The organism is Mesorhizobium sp. LSJC280B00 (assembly GCF_000502835.1).
Classification (GTDB): domain Bacteria; phylum Pseudomonadota; class Alphaproteobacteria; order Rhizobiales; family Rhizobiaceae; genus Mesorhizobium.
This window is the reverse complement of sequence record NZ_AYVL01000004.1, coordinates 486983-504183: the sequence shown is the minus strand read 5'-3', so window position 1 is coordinate 504183 and position 17201 is coordinate 486983. Positions and strand designations below refer to the sequence as shown.

At 61.4% G+C, this 17201-nt stretch carries 17 protein-coding genes and 1 pseudogene; 9 read left to right on the top strand and 9 right to left on the bottom strand.

Annotation, left to right across the window (positions count from 1 at the left end):
• Positions 1-82 precede the first annotated feature (82 nt).
• The 3 genes from X773_RS48580 to X773_RS48575 all read left to right on the top strand — a co-directional run bounded on the left by X773_RS48580 (position 83) and on the right by X773_RS48575 (position 3832).
• Positions 83-1192 carry an acyltransferase gene (locus X773_RS48580; protein ID WP_023675605.1) on the top strand — a complete coding sequence of 370 codons (1110 nt, stop codon included), beginning with the start codon at positions 83-85 and terminating at the stop codon, positions 1190-1192.
• 664 nt (positions 1193-1856) lie between these two features.
• Positions 1857-3374: a hypothetical protein gene (locus tag X773_RS77985; protein ID WP_023675604.1), complete on the top strand. Its 1518-nt coding sequence runs from the start codon at positions 1857-1859 to the stop codon at positions 3372-3374.
• Positions 3375-3409: 35 nt separating this feature from the next.
• On the top strand, positions 3410-3832 hold the full coding sequence (locus X773_RS48575) for a hypothetical protein (RefSeq protein ID WP_031211432.1): 423 nt from the start codon (positions 3410-3412) through the stop codon (positions 3830-3832).
• Positions 3833-4002: 170 nt separating this feature from the next.
• On the opposite strand, the gene X773_RS48570 is transcribed toward X773_RS48575, so the two are convergent.
• Together X773_RS48570 and X773_RS76270 are read right to left on the bottom strand one after the other, a co-directional pair.
• A complete protein-coding gene (locus X773_RS48570; RefSeq protein WP_023675602.1) occupies positions 4003-4977 on the bottom strand; it encodes an aldo/keto reductase in 975 nt (324 codons plus the stop codon).
• 10 nt (positions 4978-4987) lie between these two features.
• Positions 4988-5143 carry a DUF1127 domain-containing protein gene (locus X773_RS76270; RefSeq protein ID WP_156937304.1) on the bottom strand — a complete coding sequence of 52 codons (156 nt, stop codon included), beginning with the start codon at positions 5141-5143 and terminating at the stop codon, positions 4988-4990.
• A 272-nt stretch (positions 5144-5415) separates the two neighbouring features.
• On the opposite strand from X773_RS76270, the gene X773_RS48560 reads away from it, so the two are divergent.
• Positions 5416-5670: a hypothetical protein gene (locus X773_RS48560; RefSeq protein ID WP_023675600.1), complete on the top strand. Its 255-nt coding sequence runs from the start codon at positions 5416-5418 to the stop codon at positions 5668-5670.
• A gap of 51 nt (positions 5671-5721) precedes the next feature.
• Positions 5722-6741, top strand: coding sequence for a LysR family transcriptional regulator (locus tag X773_RS48555; RefSeq protein ID WP_023675599.1), 1020 nt, complete (start codon positions 5722-5724; stop codon positions 6739-6741).
• Positions 6742-6842: 101 nt separating this feature from the next.
• Here X773_RS48555 and X773_RS48550 read toward each other — a convergent pair whose 3' ends face one another.
• Positions 6843-7238: a VOC family protein gene (locus X773_RS48550; protein ID WP_023675598.1), complete on the bottom strand. Its 396-nt coding sequence runs from the start codon at positions 7236-7238 to the stop codon at positions 6843-6845.
• Positions 7239-7476: 238 nt separating this feature from the next.
• Here X773_RS48550 and X773_RS48545 point away from each other — a divergent pair, with 238 nt between their 5' ends.
• From X773_RS48545 to X773_RS77975, 4 genes and pseudogenes are all read left to right on the top strand, one after another.
• The gene (locus X773_RS48545) at positions 7477-7782 is read left to right on the top strand and encodes a ribbon-helix-helix domain-containing protein (RefSeq protein ID WP_023675597.1); all 306 of its coding nucleotides are present in this window, start codon (positions 7477-7479) and stop codon (positions 7780-7782) included.
• A 186-nt stretch (positions 7783-7968) separates the two neighbouring features.
• A complete protein-coding gene (locus X773_RS48540) occupies positions 7969-8442 on the top strand; it encodes a hypothetical protein (RefSeq protein WP_023675596.1) in 474 nt (157 codons plus the stop codon).
• A 100-nt stretch (positions 8443-8542) separates the two neighbouring features.
• A pseudogene (locus X773_RS77980) lies at positions 8543-9949 on the top strand (sigma 54-interacting transcriptional regulator); the annotation flags it as partial.
• Positions 9885-10640, top strand: coding sequence for a sigma 54-interacting transcriptional regulator (locus X773_RS77975; protein ID WP_245274644.1), 756 nt, complete (start codon positions 9885-9887; stop codon positions 10638-10640). The pseudogene X773_RS77980 and the gene X773_RS77975, both read left to right, overlap by 65 nt.
• Before the next feature lie 101 nt (positions 10641-10741).
• On the opposite strand, the gene X773_RS48530 is transcribed toward X773_RS77975, so the two are convergent.
• The 6 genes from X773_RS48530 to X773_RS48505 form a co-directional block, all read right to left on the bottom strand.
• Entirely contained in the window at positions 10742-11329 is a 588-nt protein-coding gene (locus X773_RS48530) for a DUF1097 domain-containing protein (protein WP_084640982.1), read from the bottom strand.
• A 98-nt stretch (positions 11330-11427) separates the two neighbouring features.
• Positions 11428-12471 carry an NAD(P)-dependent alcohol dehydrogenase gene (locus X773_RS48525; RefSeq protein WP_023675594.1) on the bottom strand — a complete coding sequence of 348 codons (1044 nt, stop codon included), beginning with the start codon at positions 12469-12471 and terminating at the stop codon, positions 11428-11430.
• A gap of 47 nt (positions 12472-12518) precedes the next feature.
• The gene (locus X773_RS48520) at positions 12519-14150 is read right to left on the bottom strand and encodes a molecular chaperone GroEL (protein WP_023675593.1); all 1632 of its coding nucleotides are present in this window, start codon (positions 14148-14150) and stop codon (positions 12519-12521) included.
• Between the two features lie 76 nt (positions 14151-14226).
• Positions 14227-15024, bottom strand: coding sequence for an iron-sulfur cluster assembly protein (locus tag X773_RS48515; RefSeq protein ID WP_023675592.1), 798 nt, complete (start codon positions 15022-15024; stop codon positions 14227-14229).
• Positions 15025-15029: 5 nt separating this feature from the next.
• Positions 15030-16052 (bottom strand): amidohydrolase family protein, encoded by a 1023-nt coding sequence (locus tag X773_RS48510; protein ID WP_023675591.1) that lies wholly within the window; start codon positions 16050-16052, stop codon positions 15030-15032.
• Positions 16053-16093: 41 nt separating this feature from the next.
• The gene (locus X773_RS48505) at positions 16094-17170 is read right to left on the bottom strand and encodes an NAD(P)-dependent alcohol dehydrogenase (protein ID WP_023675590.1); all 1077 of its coding nucleotides are present in this window, start codon (positions 17168-17170) and stop codon (positions 16094-16096) included.
• Positions 17171-17201: the final 31 nt, after the last annotated feature.

Sequence of the window (17201 nt, the reverse complement as noted above, 5' to 3'; positions counted from 1 at the left end):
TTGCAGTCTTCGCGTTAGCACTGGTATTGCGGATCAGGCCGCTGATGGTTGTCAAAAGCTGAAACGGCTGCGGGAGGTAGCTGTGGAACCGGCAGGCAAGGCCATTCCGGCGCGCATGCCATCACTCGACCTGCTGCGCCTAGCTGCAGCCCTCGCGGTCGTGCTCTTTCACTATCTTTTTGGCGGCGCGATCGCGGGCAATCTCGACGTGGAATATCCTGCCGCAGCACCTTACGCCATCTACGGCTATCTCGGCGTCAATCTGTTTTTCCTGATCAGCGGTTTCGTCATCGCGTGGTCGGCCGAAGGTCGAACCTGGCAGGAATTCGCGGTCGCCCGCTTCGCCCGGCTTTATCCCGGATTCCTCGTCTGCATGACCGCGACGTTTGTTGTTCTCGTCGTCGCCAAAGATCAGCGTTTTCCGACCGATGTTCCAACCTATGTAGCCAATCTTTCCATGTTCGCCCGCCTCTTCGGCAGGCCGTCCATGGATGGCGTCTACTGGTCGATCATGCTCGAGATCCTGTTTTACGGCTGGGTTGCAGTGCTGATCTTTGCCGGCGCCTTTCAGCGCTGGAAAATACCCATCGCGGCCATCTGGCTCGCAATTTCGGCAACCAACGAGTTCTTCTTTGGGAACCCGGTGATACGCATTCTCTTCATTACAAACTATGCGCCTTTGTTTGCCGCCGGCATCCTCGCGGAAGACATCGTTGCAAGGGGCCGTTCACCGGCTGCGTTCCTGTTTCTTGCCGTCGCGTTCCTGGTGTCTTGCCAGACCGCAATGTTCTCTCATAACTGGATGCAGGAGCACTTTGGCGCAGCCATTTCGTATCCGGCCCTCCTCGCTGCCAATATAGTGGTCTACGGAGTCTTCGCTGGCGCGATATTGCTCCGCTCCGTGATTGCTCCATCCAAGGCTATCATGATGCTCGGAGGGTTGACTTATCCGCTGTATCTTTTGCACCAGTATATCGGCTACATTTCGCTTAACGCGCTGGCGCCTCATGTCGGCAAGAACGCCGCATTCTTCGTCGTGTTGGCCGGGGTCCTCCTTGCCTCTTTTATCGTCTGGCGCTTCATCGAGACGCCGGTACGCAAGCCGCTCGTCCGCGCCCTGGTGTCTGGGATATATCGCCTTGCACCAGCCTCGCGGCCAATCCGGCCAACCTCTTCCGCGCGAACGTCATGATCAGGAGCTTTCGGTGGATGCCGCAGAAGATGTTTGAGTCCAACCGTCGCCTCGCGGAAAAGGCAACTGGGTAGCCCCACGACGCCTGCGCAAGCGAATACATGATCTGTGGGTCAATCCGCAGGCGAGCAGCAGGCCGGCGATCAGGCGAGACAGCACCGGGGTTCCTTCCAAGCCGCCGATGTTGCACGGCACCGCTGTTGCGGCAATGCCGGCTGCGAGGCGCATTGGCATTTCGGAGAAGCGCCGTCTAGATCGGCAGCTTCGTCGATTGTGTCACATTTTGTTCTTGCTTTGTGCCGGCAGCTATGCTAGTAATTTGGGTACGGTGCAGATTCGCACTGACGACCCGCCGCTAGGCGGGTTTTGTTTTTGGTCTGGTTTTCAGATTTCCCGGCCGTCCTGCGTCGGACGGCTTCTCGACCGCGCCATTCGAGCCAAGCTCCACACGGTCGGATCAAGTTAGCCGAGTCTTATCCCGAATAGAACCATCCTTGGCTGGTCGTCGATACCGTTGCGGAAACGAGTTCGAAGGGAGCGCCCCTCCAACGCTCAATCCTACTTCAAACCTCAATATTTCTGTCAGAGGGTGTCGGTATGTGATTTGGCGCTAATATACGCCGTCTGTAAGTAGGCACGGTCGAAACAGAAAAAGGAATATTGGATGACAACTCTGCATTACACGTCAGGTGGATCGGGCACGGAAATTTCGCAAGCCGGATTCAATCTGGCCGACGTTTCATCTGTTGACCAACTCAATGCGCTGCCGGACGGTATGAAGGGCTTGGTCTACCTCAACGAAACCGACGGAGCGACGTCGTCCTTTATCGACAAGATCACGCCTTTCATCGGCAATCCGAAGCTGTTCGGATTCTTCCTTGTCGACGAGCCGGATCCCACCGGCCAATGGGGCACCTACGCCTCCGCCGCGAATCTGAAGGCAGAATCCGACTGGATTCACGCCAATGTGCCGGACGCCAAGACCTACATCACGATGATGAGCTTGGGGACGTCCGCGAATCCGGATTTTTCGAACACGTACAATCCCGCCAATACCGGTATCGATTACTACGGCGTGGATGTCTATCCTGTCCGCACGGATGGCGCGGTCGACTATAACATGATCGATAAATTCGTTGCCGCCGCTCAGGCATCGGGCATCCCGACGAGCAAGATCATTCCAGGCTACCAGACGTTTGGCGGTGGCGACTATAACACCGACATGGGTGGCAAATATGTCGTGCCCACCGCCGCCCAGATGGAAACCATGATGGACCACTGGGCCAAGCTGGTTCCGTCACCCGCCTTCGAGTACGCGTACGCCTGGGGTTCACAGCGAGGCGACACCGCGCTTGAGAGCTCCCCGGAACTGCAGGCCGTTTTCCGGCAACACAATCTCAGCACCGCCGGGACTGCTCCTTCCGAAGCTGCGGCCACCGATCCCATTTCTACGGCGACGGTCCCTTCCGAGGCCACCACCGGCGATAGCACCGCGACTGTCACCGCTCCTTCCGAAGCCACCACCGGCGGCAGCACCTCGACCGCCACCGCCCCTTCCGAAGCCACCTCCAGCGGCGGCACCTCGACCGCCACAGCCCCGGCCGAGACCATCACCGGCGGCAGCACCTCGACTGCCACCGCCCCTTCCGAAGCCACCACCGGCGATAGCAATCATGGCAAGACCACGCTTTCGCATCTCCTCGCCGGCAACGGCGGTTCGATTACTACCGCCGCCTCCGGCGCTACCGCCAGCGATGGCAGTCATGGCAAGACCGCGCTGTCGCCCCTCCTCGCCAGCGACGGCAGTTCGACTACTACNGCTACCACCAGCGATGGCAGTCATGGCAAGACCGCGCTGTCGCCCCTCCTCGCCAGCGACGGCAGTTCGACTACTACCGCCGCCTCCGGCGCTACCACCAGCGATGGCAGTCATGGCAAGACCGCGCTGTCGCCCCTCCTCGCCAGCGACGGCAGTTCGACTACTNCGCTACCACCAGCGATGGCAGTCATGGCAAGACCGCGCTGTCGCCCCTCCTCGCCAGCGACGGCAGTTCGACTGATACCGCCGCCTCCGGTGCCACCACCAGCGATGGCAGTCATGGCAAGACCGCGCTTTCTCACCTCCTCGCCAGCGATGGCAGTTCGACTGACACCACCCACGATAATGCCGGCGACAAGGTAAGCGAGGGCAGCAACGTTGACCGCATATTGGCCTCGTTGAGCCATTCTCTTTCGGCCGGCTCGGAACTTCTCCCGACCAACGATCCATCCGACAAGACGGCAACCAGCCTGATCCGCCACGGGTTCGCGCAAACCGTCCAGCCCGATGAAAGTGTCGGCGCCCAGGCAAAAAACGGCGCCGCCGCCGAGATCATGTCTGGCCACGGAGGCAACGATGCCTTCGACTTCAGCAAGCTTCAGGACAAGCTCCACCTCGATCAAGCCGCTCTTACCGAGCTTAAGTCGGGCGGGCTTTCATTGCATACTTCCCCTGCTGGTACGGCTACGGATGATGGTTCCCACCACATCATCTTTGACAGCTCAACCGGGTCGCTCTCTCTCGACAGCGACGCGGTCGGCGGCGCAGCTCAAGCGCAGCTCGCTACCCATCTCCCGTTGCAGCATCACTCTTTGATCTGAAAACCGGAGCGGCGGACCTTCAACTCGAGCGTGTCCGCCGCTCCGTCCGTGTTCAATTGCGCCACGGAAGCTTGACTAAGAAAAATGCGATATCGGCAGACATCAGAGAGATCGAAGTTGGTCGCATTATCGCCAATGCGAATTCCGGATTCACCACACCCTACGCAGTCTCAGGCAATTTTCAGCACGGCGTCGATCTCGGCCATCACCGTTGCCGGCAGCGGCCCTTTTTCCAGCGCACCGAGATTGTCCTCGACCTGCTCGGGCCGCGTGAAGCCGGGAACCGGCAAGGCGATTGCCGACTTGGCGAGTATCCAGCCGAGCGCGCCTTGCGCAAGCGTGCGTCCGCCCGAGGTGAGCAGGTCGCGGATTGCCGAGAGCCTTGACAGATAGTGCGGGTTGGCGGCGCCATCCCTGAAAAACACCATCCATTCGGCATTCCCGCCGCGCACATCGTTGGTGGGCAGCCGCATGGCCGGCGTGTATTTGCCGGTGAGCAGCCCCATTGCCAGCGGCAGCCGGCTGAACGAGACGAGGTTCTCGCGCGCCGCAACGGCCATCAGCTCGTTCGCCGGGGTAAACACATTGAAGTCGTTCTCTACGGCGACGAACCCCTCGCGCGGCGCGTAGGCGGCAAGCCGTTCGCGGTGATCGGTGCTCCAGCCGAAGCCGCCGATCTTGCCCTCTTGGCGCAACAGGCCGAGCGTATCGAACACCTCGCCGGCGCGCTCGATCGGATACTCGTTGATATGTAGCAGCACGACGTCGATACAATCCCGCTGCAGGCGCTGCCGCGAATTGTCGATCGATGTCCGGATTGCCGCGGCAGAGGCATCCTCGGGTGCGATCTTACGCGTTTCGGGATCGCCGAAATAGCCGACCTTGGTGACGATGACGGCTTCGTCCTTACCCCTCAACGCCCGCCCGAGGATCAGTTCGGCATTGCCGGCGCCGTAGGCGGCAGCCGTGTCGAACACCCGCGCGCCGATCTCATAAGCCATCGCCAGCGCGGCTTGCGACCTGATATCGTCGACCTCGCCATAGATTGTCGCCGTGTCACGCCAACGCGCGGGGCCACCCGCCGCCCAGGTGCCGATGCCGATGCGCGGTACCGAGCGGCCATCCCAAAGCATCATCATCTGCATGCCCGGCTCCTCAACGACGCAAGCTGGCGTGGCGGGCACGCTCGCGGATCTCTTCGCGAGAAATGCCGGCATCCGCCAGTGTGCTGTCCCGGGCCTGCCTCAAGCTCGCAAGCGTCTGGCGATAGGCAATCCAGCGGGCGAAACGGTATCGAAGTTCATCCAACATGATCGTCTCCTTTGGTACGCAGAATGCCTGCGCGCCTGGGTTGGTCGGAAGCGCAAAACCTCTGCGCGAATCGCATGCGCGATCGAAAGGGTTCAGTTCGCTTCTTGGCCAGCCGAGGCGCTTGTCCCTGTCCCGCCGGGCAGGATTGTCCAACGCCTCCAATGCCTGCATACTTGCGCACGATGCCCGCTTTGCGCTACAGCCACGGTCGCAAGGAGTTTTTCATTTCTGCAAAATGGATATCGGCTGGGACGATCTGAGGTTGTTTNATCTTGCTGGTTGACGAGCCGTCAGTCGGCATCGACATCAAGACCAAGGCTTACCTGCACGATTTGCTGCGCGAACTCGCCGACAACGGCACTGCCATTTTGCTGATCACGAGCGACATGCCCGAAATGATCCTGCTCGCTGACAGGATTCTGGTCATGAACGACTACCGGCTTCAGGGCCAGTTAATCAATGACGGATCCTATGCCGGCATGAGCGAGGGCATCATGAATCTGATCCACAGGTCTGAGGCCGCCTGAGCTCCTCACGCGCTACAGCCACGGTCGCAAGGAGTTTTTCATTTCTGCAAAATGGATATCGGCTGGGACGATCTGAGGTTGTTTCTCGACGTTGCGCGGCTGGGTGGCTTGAGCGCAGCGACGGGAACCACGCGCCTCAGCGCAGCCACCCTTGGACGACGCGTCACCGCGCTCGAAAAGCAGATCGGCGAACCTCTATTCGTNACGCGCCTCAGCGCAGCCACCCTTGGACGACGCGTCACCGCGCTCGAAAAGCAGATCGGCGAACCTCTATTCGTGCGCCAGCAGACCGGCTACCGGCTGACCCCGGTCGGCGAGGAACTGCTGCGGCGCGCCGAAGACGTCGAGGCGGCAATGCAGTCGCTGACCCGCTGGCGCGAGGGAAACCTGCCCGACCGCATTGTCCGCGTCTCGGCCGGGCCATGGACCTCGGCCTTCGTTTCCGCCCATATCGGCGAGATCTGGACGGTCGATGACGNCCGCGTCTCGGCCGGGCCATGGACCTCGGCCTTCGTTTCCGCCCATATCGGCGAGATCTGGACGGTCGATGACGGCATAAGGGTAGAGCTTGTCACCACCACCGACCGGGTCGACATCGGCCGCCGTGCCGCCGACATCGGCATCCGCAGCGAGCGCCCGACCGAGCAGTGGCTGGCCGGCCGTCAGAGCGGCAAGGTCGCCCACGCCATTTATTCCGGACGTCACCTGATCAACGGCATCGCCGCCGGATTGTTCGTCGGCGTCACCGGCGAAGGCGCAAACATTGCCTCGGCGCGCTGGCTGCAAGCCCATCACGGCGACCGCATCGCCGTACGCGGCAACAACACCCATTCGGTGCGCGAACTGGTGGCCGCCGGCGCCGGCCTTTCGGTCTTTCCGTGCTTCGTCGGTGACGGCGATCCGCGGCTGGTTCGCGTTGCTCAGCCTATCCCCGAACTTGAAACCGACCAATGGATCGTCACCCATCACGAGGAACGTCATTCCCCGCCGGTACGGAAAGTCGCCGACCGGATCGCCGCCTTGATGCGGGCGCACCAGCCGCTGTTTCGCGGCGAGACGCCGATCCGGTAAGCCTCAGGCATCGATCGGCCGCCAGTGGAGCCGCACGCTGGCACTCATGCCCTGGCCGACAGCCAAGTCAGATTGCACTGCCACATGCGGCGCGCAACGCCCTATTGGTAGCGGCCGTGGCGCTGCAGCACTTCGATCTGGTAACCGTCGGGGTCGCTCACGAAAAAGAACCGCGCAAGCAGCTCGCCTTCGTGGTTGAACTCGACAATTTTTCGCGGATTGAAACCTGCCGCCGCCAAGCGCTTGTGTTCTGTCTCGATATCGTCGACGCAAAGAGCCATGTGGCCATAGCCGTCACCAAGCGCGTAGGGCTCTTCCCTGCCCTTGTTGATCGTCAGTTCAAGCTCGAAATCGGCTTCCGCATTGTGAAGATAAACCAGTGTGAACGTGACGAAATCCAATCGGTCCGCAACATCGAATCCGAATGCCCTTCTGTAGAAACTGACCGACAGGCTCTCGTCCACCACCCGGATCATGGAATGAATTGCTTTCGCCAAAGGAGCCTCCAGTCTGCCGCGTGGTCTCGGTAACGCGCCTACCGTGGCCCATTGGTTGCAAAAAGGGGTGGCAGCCGGTTACCACGTCGAGAAATTGGCTTAAAGCTGGTCTACGCACTAAGGTCCGATTGTAGTCACTGCAAATTGAGCAGAAAATGCGCGTCGGGTTGGTATCATCCCGGCGGATGAGCGCAGACACCGCGCTTTCGCACAAAGCCATCAAACGGGAGGTCTTCGCATGTGTAAGGTCTTTGCCGGGCAGGATCCGGAAGGGTATCGGCTGGTCAATCGCTCCATTCGAATAGGTGGCCATTCAACGAGCATCCAGCTTGAGGCCACTTTTTGGACGCTGTTGGACGAGATCGCCCATGGACAGGGGATGACGGCGCCGAAATTCCTCTCGACGCTTTACGATGAAGCACTGGAGATCAACGGGCATATCCCGAACTTTGCCTCCATGCTGCGCACCACGTGCGCGCTCTATCTGCGCGACAGGCAACCACTCGACAGCGAACCCTCGGAATTCACGAACAAGGCAGCCTGACCCGCGGGCATTTATTCAAAACGTCGGGGTACCGGAAATCCCGTGTAGCAGCCGCCTGCTACCAGCGACCCGAATTTTGGCGCTATGTGATATGAATGGCGAACTTCACCGAGGCGGTGTAGAGTTCACCACAAAAGAAGAAATGAGCCGTATCAACGGCAATGCTGAGCGAATCTGGGAGGATTCATGGTCGAGATTATCTCCAAGCGGGATGGCCCGCGGCGCGAGGACGTACAAGTCAAAAGACTGATCGAGCAGAACCGTTCGACCATCGTTCGCCTTGCCGACCAGATCAGCGGCGGCGGCTATTCGGCTTCCAGGAAACCACGCCAGCAACCGAAGGCGGAAGGCCTGATCATCCATGTTGGTGGCGGCGCGGTGCCTGTGCCCGAAGCCAGGCCGTCCATCCAGGTCACCATGAACGGCCGCGTGGTCTCGAAAGATCAGAACACAGGCCGCCAACTTCATCATATCGGTGATATCCGCAATCGGAGTGGGGAACAGATCTTCGTCCTGGCAACGAAGCAGAATGGCTTTTTCTCGCCGGTCGACGAAACCGTCGCCGAGGCGCTTGCCGACCTGGACGGGTCCCGCCTTGCCGCCACCTACACCGAAGAACAGCTTGCCGCCGACATCGGCGCGAAACTCGGCATCGACTGACCGTGCAGACGCCTGTGCTTGTGCACGTCCAATCCGCGTCAGCATACGAACGCGACAGCATACAGAAATGGCATACCTCAAAAGGTTCTGTGATGGCTGAATGAAACGCGAGATAGGCCCCAATCAGATGAAGATCGATGCTGTTCCGGCGCGTGCGTCGCTGGCCGCCGGGCAAATGGTTCTGAGCAACATCGACTATGACGAGCGCGCTACCATGCGCGCCTGGGAAACTTTTCTGGCCGACGAGCCCAAATGTGCCCGCGGTCCAATCCACCCCAACCACGTCCGCTCTCTCATTCACGATTCCTGGTATCGCAGCGCCACCGGCGGCATCAACGCTCAAGGTATTGAAGCGCCGCTGAGCAGTGATCGCGACGAGATCGAATATCTGACCCGCGCCAATGCCGAACTGCTTTCGGCGGCGCGGCGGTCGTTCGCCTCCCTTGGCCAGCTGCTGGATGGGACGGGCGCGATGCTGGTTCTGGCCGACAGCGACGGCGTGCTGATCGACGCCATCGGCGACAAGAAGACGCTGCATGACGGCATGGATATCCACCTCGCCATCGGCGGCAAATGGAACGAGGATGCCGTCGGAACCAACGGCATCGGCACGGCGCTGTGGACCGGAGAGCCGACTTTCGTCCATGCGGCCGAGCATTTCTGCGCCGGCATCAAATCCTGGACTTGCGCTGGCGCGCCGATCCGCGATCCGCTCGACGGCAAGATCATCGGCGTCGTCGACCTGTCAGGCTATTCGCCGATCTTCCGGCCGCACAACACCGCGCTCGTTGCCGCCACAGCCCGGCAAATCGAAAAGGCCTTGGCCGAACAGCAGCAGGAACAGCGCACGCGCCTGCTCGAAGCCTTCATTTCCTCGGCTCCCAGCTACCGCCGAAAAGACGGGCTGGTGATCGTCGACCATCGCGGCCGCGCCATCTTCTGCAACAATGTGCCCGACGGCGAGACCACAGAAATGATGGACGGTCCGATGGAACCTGGTCGTGGCCGTTGGCTGATGAACCTTCCGTCGTCCGGGTCGGACGCCGACCTCACCAAGGCGCTGCCGGCACATCTGCGATCCTGCCACATCACGCCACTCAAGCTCGACGGCGATCTCCGCGGCGCGGCACTGGTGTTCCCGTCCGTGCCGACAGTCTCCAGCGTGACGGTGGTCCGTAGGGAAGCGAGCAAGCACCTTCAGGATGCTGTCGCCATGATCGTTGGCAAGAGTGAGGCGCTGCTGGCCGCCGTTGAAATCGCCTGTCGTGTCGCTCAATCGAACAGCGCGGCTTCGTTATTGGTCGAAGGTGAGACGGGAGTTGGAAAGGAGCTGTTTGCCCGGCTCGTCCATGCAGGCAGCCGGCGCGCGGCGAACGATCCGTTCATCGCGATGAATTGCGGGGCGATCACCAAGGATCTTTTTGGCAGCGAATTGTTCGGCCATGTCGCCGGCGCCTTTACCGGCGCCTCGCGGGACGGCAAGCCAGGTGTTTTCGAGCTCGCCAACGGCGGCGTCCTCAGTCTCGACGAGATCGGCGAATTGCCACTCGAGATCCAGCCGTTTCTGCNCGTTTCTGCTGCGCGTCCTGGAAGAGCGCGTGGTCAACCGCATTGGCGACAGCCGGGGTCGCCCAGTGGATGTGCGCATGGTCGCCTCGACCAATCGCGATCTCAAGCAGGAAGTTGCCGCCGGCCGCTTCCGGCGCGATCTCTATTATCGAATTGGTGCGGTCTCGATCACGGTCCCGCCGCTGCGCGAGCGCGGTGAGGATGTGCTGCTGCTGATCGAACATTTCAACCGGCAGATCGCCGCCACAGCAGGCGAGGACCCGCTTGAATTCTCGCACGAAGCGCTCGAGGCCCTGCTCGCCTACCATTGGCCGGGCAATGTGCGGGAACTGAAGAACCTCATTGGGCGGCTGCACATCTTGGCGCGCGGCGGCACCGTTGAGCTTCAGGATCTTCCCGGGGAAATCAGTACGGGCAATCGCAACAATATGACCATGCACGGCGATCATCCCGCAGCCATGCTCGAAGCACCGGTGTGCACATTCGAGGATGCAGAATGCCAGGTCATCAAGAACGCGCTCGCCGCAGAGGGTGGCAATCTCAGCAAGGTCGCGCTGAGGCTCGGTATTTCGCGGCCGACGCTCTATCGCAAGCTCGGACAATACGGCATCCGGCGCGGTTTCATCTAGACCCAGGTCCGTTCACCGGCACAAAACCCGCGGCATTCGCGCCGCGGGGCTGGGGGAAGTTCGTCGACTAGCTTGCCTTCAGGCAGCGGACGCGGAAATGATCAGGCCTTTACGACAGCACCGGTCACTTTCTCTGAGACATAGCCGAGGATGTTGCCGATGATCAGCGAGATCACCGCAGCGGCCGCGACCTTGGTGATGCCGCTGGCGCCTTCGCCGTAAGCGGCGGCGGCAAGCAGAAAAAGCGCGGCGGTTGTTGCGTAGCCATAGACCGCTGACGGAATGGCGCTCAGCAAAGGCAGCTTGGCGGCGAGAATCAGGACTATGATTGAAATGCCGACGCAAATGCCGGCCATGATCGCCGTAACACCAATGGACGTCAGTGCTATCAATGCGCCGGCGGCGCAGATCGCTCCCCAGAGGTTTGCAACCGCCGAATTCTTGAACCCGGCTGCCTTGCCGCCACAGTGATAGAAACTCCCCCAGCCCACAAATACCGCCCAGATCAGCAGATAGGGGTTGCCGATCGTGATCACTGCCCACGTTGCAATGCCACCCATAATGCCGATGACGACGGCCAGCCCTGTAACAAGATCCATGTTGTCCTCCCGTTTTCCACACCACGAAGCAAGGAAACTCGTTTCAGGATCGCGCTTCGCTGACGTCCCGATACGGAAATGCCATGGCATCAGCCACGGAGCTCAGAAGGAAGGCTTGCCGGGTCAGGCAAGCAGTCAGATCGAACCGGACGCGGTAGCCGTTCCGCGCCACGTTCGGTCCAAATGTTTCAGGGGACGACGACGCCGCGTCCGGTGAACCGCCGGTTCTTGAAATCGTCGAGCGCGGTGTTGATGCTTGCGAGGTTATACTCGGTGTAGTGCATCTTCACCTTGCCGTCGGCGTTGAGCTCCATCAGTTCGACAAGCTCGGTGAAATTGCCGACCAGGCTGCCGCCGATATTGATCTCCTCGATAACGAGATGCGCGGTCGGCACGTTGATGTTGCCGCCATAGCCGACGACGAACAATTGCCCACCCTTGCGCACCATCTTCCAGCAGATGTTCTCGACACCGAGTTCACCGACGAAGTCGATCACCACATGGGCGCCGCCACCGGTGATCTGGGCGACTTCCTCGACGACATTCGGCCCACCATCGAGGATGAAATCGGCGCCAAGGCCCTTTGCCAGTACCCGCGCCGCCGGCTCGCGATCGACGGCGATGATGCGACAGCCCGAAATCGCGTGCAGCGATTGCAGCGCGATGTGGCCAAGCCCGCCTATGCCGAGCAGCACGCAATAGCTGCCTGGGCGGAGCAGTTTGGCGGCCCGCTTGGCGGCGCGGTAGGCGGTGATGCCGGCGTCCGCCAGCGGCGCCACTTCGATCGGCGTGATGTTGGCATTGAGCTTGATCAGCGATCGCTCGCTGGTGATGAAGTATTCGGCGAAGCCGCCATTCATGCCGAGGCCGGGGAACTGGCCGTTGTCGCAATACATGTCCTCGCCATGGCGGCAGTTGAGGCAGATGCCGCATGAGCGGAAGGGATGGCAGATCACGGCGTCGCCGCGCTTGACCGAGCGGACGCCGCTGCCGACCTCCTCAACCCAGCCGGCATTTTCATGGCCCATGATGTAAGGCAGCAGCGTGCCTTCGGGATCCATGGTCGGCTTCCACACACCCTCGATGATGTGCAGGTCGGTGCGGCAGAGGCCGGCGGCACCCACCCGCACGATCACCTCGTCGGGAGCAGTGATCGTCGGTGCCTTGACCTCCTCGATCTTGAGCAGGACGTTCATCTTGGGATCGTATTCGTACAGTCTGGCAGCTTTCATCGTCGTATCCTTTCAACGTCGAAATCGTTCCGTTGGAATTTGTCGCTTCAGGCGCGGCCGAGCTTTTCCGAGCCGCCGCCACGCGCCGGTCCGGCCGTCGGATCCTCATCCTCGGCGAGATCGCCAATCAGCGTTTCGGTGGTCAGGATCAGCGTTGCCACGGAAGCTGCGTTGGCGAGGGCGGTGTAGGTGACGCGGACCGGATCGATGATGCCTGCCTCGAACATGTTCTGGTACGCGCCGGTCGATGCGTTGTAGCCATAGCCGCCATTGATGCGGGTGACCTCGACTACCACGGCGTCAGGATCGGCACCGGCATTGGCGGCGATGCGCCACAGCGGCCGCGACAAAACCGACCGCACCAGGCGCACGCCCTCGGCGACATCGCCGTCGACGCCGGCCGCCATCTTGTCGAGCAGCGGCGCGATCTGGGCGAGCGCCGAGCCGCCGCCGGCGACCACGCCCTCTTCGGATGCGGCCCGAACCGCATTCAAGGAATCCTCGATCAGCTGGATGGTCCGCTTCTGCTCGACCGGCGTGACGCCGCCGGCATAAAGGATCGCCGTTCCGCCGGAGAGCTTGGCCAGGCGTTCGCGCAGCTTGTCCTGGTCGATGTTCGGCGGCGCGGCTTCATACTGCCGCTGCACCTGGGCACGGCGCGAGGCGATTGCCGCATGGTCGCCGCCGCCACGAATGATCGAGGTGTAGGACGAACTGGTCTTCACCCGGTCGGCCGTGCCGAGATCCTCGGCGGTGATATCCTCCAGCCGGCCACCGAGATCGCGCGCGATCACCTTGCCGCCGGTGATGATGGCCAGATCCTCCATCATCGCCTTGCGCCAGTGGCCATATTCCGGCGGATGGACGACGAGATATCGTCCTGGCCCCTGCTTGCCGAGCAGCGTCACCACCACTTCCGGCGACATTTCCTCGGACACAATCAGCAGCGGGCGGCCGGCCTCGTCGGCAATGCGGCGAACCGCATCGAGTTGCCCGGGCTCCTTGATCTTGAGGTCGGTCATCAAGATGTAGGGCCGCTCGAGCACGGCCTCCATCTTCTCCTGATCGGTCACCATGTGATGGGAGAGATAGCCACGTTCGAAGGACATGCCCTCGACGACGTCGAGCGTGGTCTCGGTGGTGACGCTGAAGTCGGTGGTGATGACGCCTTCGGCGCCTACCCGCTGATGGGCTTCCGCCACCAGCGCGCCAAGCTTGCTGTTGGTCGCCGCGATGTTGGCGACCGAAGCCAAGATGCCGTTGCCCTTGGCCGGCTTGGCCGACGCCTTGAGCGCGGCCACCACCGCCGCCACCGCAAGGTCGATGCCCTTGCAGAGATCGACGGATTTGGCGCCGCGCTCATTCGCCTCGACGCCACCCTGGATGAGCGCGTTGGCGAGCACGATCGCCGTCGTGGTGCCATCGCCGGCGACCTCGTTGGTCTGCATCGACACTTCGCGCACGACTTGCGCGCCCATATTTTCGAAACGGTCGTGCAACTCGATCTCGGAGGCGATGCTGACACCGTCGCGGGTCACCATCGGCGTGCCGATCGGTCGGTCGATCATGGCGTTCATGCCTTTGGGGCCGAGCGTCGGCTCGACGGCCGCAGCCAGCCGGAAGACACCGCGGGCAAGAGCACGGCGGGCTTCGGAGTTGTGAAGCATTATCTTGGGCATGATTCCTCCTTCCGCCTTACGGGCGGGTTGTTGGTTAGGGGCCTCGTGCAAGGGAGGCCGTTGTGTCAGTTCTGCTTCAGGCAGTCGGCGCCGTTCCGGCCGGCACGCGATCCAGAATGAAATCGACCAGCGTCGGTTCGCCGTCGATCACATCCAGTTCCTTGTATCTGGTCTGCTTGAGCCCCCGGCACAGCGCGCCGTTGAACTCCATGTTGATGCGCACACCGCGCAGTTCGGCGAGGTGGGCACTGAGTGCGGCCGGTGGGATTTTCTGCCCTTCCCAGGTCACGAACACAGGATCGTCGGCCCGGCGGTCGGGAAAACGCTCAAGCAGAGCCGCCCGGTACCTCGGCTGCTGTTGGGCCGCCTCACCCGGTTCGAACCGCGCGACGTCGTAGGCCGGCAGGTCCATGCCGAGGATTTCGCGATCGGTCAGGCCGTGCTGCCGCAGGCCGCGCAGGACCGCCTCCTGGCGCCGCTTGAATGCCTTCATCCTGAAGGTCTCACGCAAGGCGCCAAGATCCTGATCCTCGGCAAGCACAGCGAAGATGTCGCCGAAGGCCTTGCCCTCTGCCATGCCGCGATTGACCTCTTCCGCGAACATGTGGTCGTGCAGCTTGACGCGATAGGCCGGCTTCCAGGAGAGCTGGTCGAGCGCCTTGCGGACGCCGTCCAGCATCAGGAACGCGAAGTTGGGCGAACACCAGTAGGTCGGCAGGCGGAAGTCGATCTCTACGCTGCCATCGCCCGTCACCGCGGCCCGCTCGACGAAGCCCATCTCGGTGACAGGTTCGTCGAGTTCCGGGTCGTTGACCTCACCAAGGCGCCGCCAGAGTTCCTTCTCGCGGCCGCCGGAAACGCTGGCGGTTGCCATGGCTCCTACTCCGCCGCGATGCTGAAGGGCGAGCTGGCAAGCGCCTTCTTCTTGGCTTCCACGTCGATGTTGTAGAGACGCGCCGCATTGAGGCCGAGGATATTCTCCTTGATCTCGTCGGTCAGCTGCACACCACGTTCTGCGGCGATGTCCTCTGGGATCTGGTAGGCCCAGAATTTCTCGACTAGCCAGCGCGGCGTCCAGATCGCGTAGTCGGAACCAAACAGGATTTTCTCCGGCCCGATCCAGAACAGCAGTTCGGCGATGACCTCGCCGAAATAGCGCGGACGGGAATGGATGAAGGGCAGCGCCACCGCTAGCCCGCCATAGACGTTGGTTTCCTGCGTCGCGATCCAGCAGAAATCGTCGAGGCGCGGCAGGCCGCAATGCTCGACAATCCAGTTGAGGTTCTGGAAATCCGTCGCCGCGTGGTCGACGTCATGCACGTCGAAGGCGTCCTTGCTGAGTGGGATGATCGTCGGACCCTTGTGCACGTGGATGTTCTTGATGCCGAGCTTGTCGCAGAGTTCGAAGCACTTGTAGGCATCGGGATCGGTGAGCTTCCAGCCCTTGGAAGCGCCGTTCCATTCGGCCGTGTACATCTTCACGCCCTTGACGTTGTAGGTCTCCTTGAGGAAGTGGATGTACTCAAGTGCCTTCTCGCCGTCGCGCGGATCGAAGGCGCCGTTGACTATGAAACGCTCGGGATAGCGCTTGGCCACCTCGGCGTTGCGCTCGATCGTGTTGAAGCCGTTCTTGTAGAAGTCCTTGAGATAGGTCGATTGCACGATCGCCACATCGTCGGGACCGTCAATGAACAGGTCGCGATAGAGATCGTCGGCGCTGTATTTCTCGAACTTGCTCTTCTCCCACAGCTGGTCCTTCGGGCTCAAGCCAGTGTGATAGGCATAGAAGCACTCGATGAACTGCTTGCCGTGGATGTTCTTCTGGTTTTCCGGGCTGCCGTCCCAGAAATGGGTGTGGCCGTCGACCACGAAAATGTCCTTGCCTTCCGGTGTTCTGTACATTTTTTCCTCCACGCGAATGCGTTGCTTTGAATGGCTGCGGATCAGATTGTGATTGCGACCTTGAGGACGCCGTCGCGCTGGTTTGCGAACAGCTCATAAGCGTCCTCGATCTGGTCGAGTTTGAAGCGGTGCGTGACCAGGCCGCCGAGATCGACCCGGCCTGCCGAGATCACTCCCAGCATTCTGCGCATCCGCTCCTTGCCTCCGGGGCAAAGGGACGTTCGGATGGATTTGTCGCCCAGGCCCGCGGCAAATGCATCGAGCGGAATCTTGAGATCGGAGGAGTAGACGCCGAGACTGGACAGCACGCCGCCCGGACGCAAAACACGCAGAGCGGCCTCGAACGTTGCCTGAGTGCCCAATGCCTCGATCGCGACGTCGACACCGCGCCCGTCCGTCAACCTCATGATGGCGTCGACGGGATTCTCCTTCTTGAAGTCGACGACGATGTCAGCGCCCATCCGGCGGGCCATCTCCAGGCGAGCCGGCACAGTGTCGACGGCTATGATCGTCGTTGCGCCCATGAGCTTTGCGCCGGCGGTGGCGCAGAGACCGATCGGTCCTTGGGCAAATACCGCAACGGTGTCGCCAATCCGGATGCCCCCGGTTTCGGCGCCGGCGAAGCCGGTCGACATGATATCCGGGCACATCAGCACCTGCTCGTCGGTGACGCCGTCGTCAACCGGCGCAAGATTGGCCATTGCGTCCGGCACGCGGACATATTCGGCCTGGCAGCCGTCAATGGTATTGCCGAACTTCCAGCCGCCGATCGCCTGCCAGCCGTGCTTGGTGCCGGCGCCATCCTGAGAACCACATCCGCACAGGCAGGCATGGCTCCAGCCGGAAGGGGTGATCGCGCCAGCGATGACACGCTGGCCCTCCTTGAAGCCGCTGACGCTTGATCCGAGCTTCTCGATGATGCCAACCGGCTCGTGACCAATTGTGAGGCCTTTGACGACCGGATATTCGCCCTTGAGGATATGGACGTCGGTCCCGCAAATGGTCGTGGTGGTTACGCGAATAAGCGCATCTTGAGGCCCGATATCGGGAATTGGCTTGTCCTCAAGGACAATGCGGCCTTTCTCGACAAACACAGCAGCTTTCATTTTCGAAGACATTCGTATTTCCTCTACAGTCCGGCAGTTTTCA

Coding starts and splice junctions, on each gene's coding strand:
- X773_RS48570 (WP_023675602.1), bottom strand. CDS start 4,977: ATGCAGATGATGATGCTTTGGGATGGCCGCTCGGTACCGCGCATCGGC.
- X773_RS76270 (WP_156937304.1), bottom strand. CDS start 5,143: ATGTTGGATGAACTTCGATACCGTTTCGCCCGCTGGATTGCCTATCGC.
- X773_RS48545 (WP_023675597.1), top strand. CDS start 7,477: ATGTGTAAGGTCTTTGCCGGGCAGGATCCGGAAGGGTATCGGCTGGTC.
- X773_RS48540 (WP_023675596.1), top strand. CDS start 7,969: ATGGTCGAGATTATCTCCAAGCGGGATGGCCCGCGGCGCGAGGACGTA.
- X773_RS48530 (WP_084640982.1), bottom strand. CDS start 11,329: ATGCCATGGCATTTCCGTATCGGGACGTCAGCGAAGCGCGATCCTGAA.
- X773_RS48525 (WP_023675594.1), bottom strand. CDS start 12,471: ATGAAAGCTGCCAGACTGTACGAATACGATCCCAAGATGAACGTCCTG.
- X773_RS48520 (WP_023675593.1), bottom strand. CDS start 14,150: ATGCCCAAGATAATGCTTCACAACTCCGAAGCCCGCCGTGCTCTTGCC.
- X773_RS48515 (WP_023675592.1), bottom strand. CDS start 15,024: ATGGCAACCGCCAGCGTTTCCGGCGGCCGCGAGAAGGAACTCTGGCGG.
- X773_RS48510 (WP_023675591.1), bottom strand. CDS start 16,052: ATGTACAGAACACCGGAAGGCAAGGACATTTTCGTGGTCGACGGCCAC.
- X773_RS48505 (WP_023675590.1), bottom strand. CDS start 17,170: ATGTCTTCGAAAATGAAAGCTGCTGTGTTTGTCGAGAAAGGCCGCATT.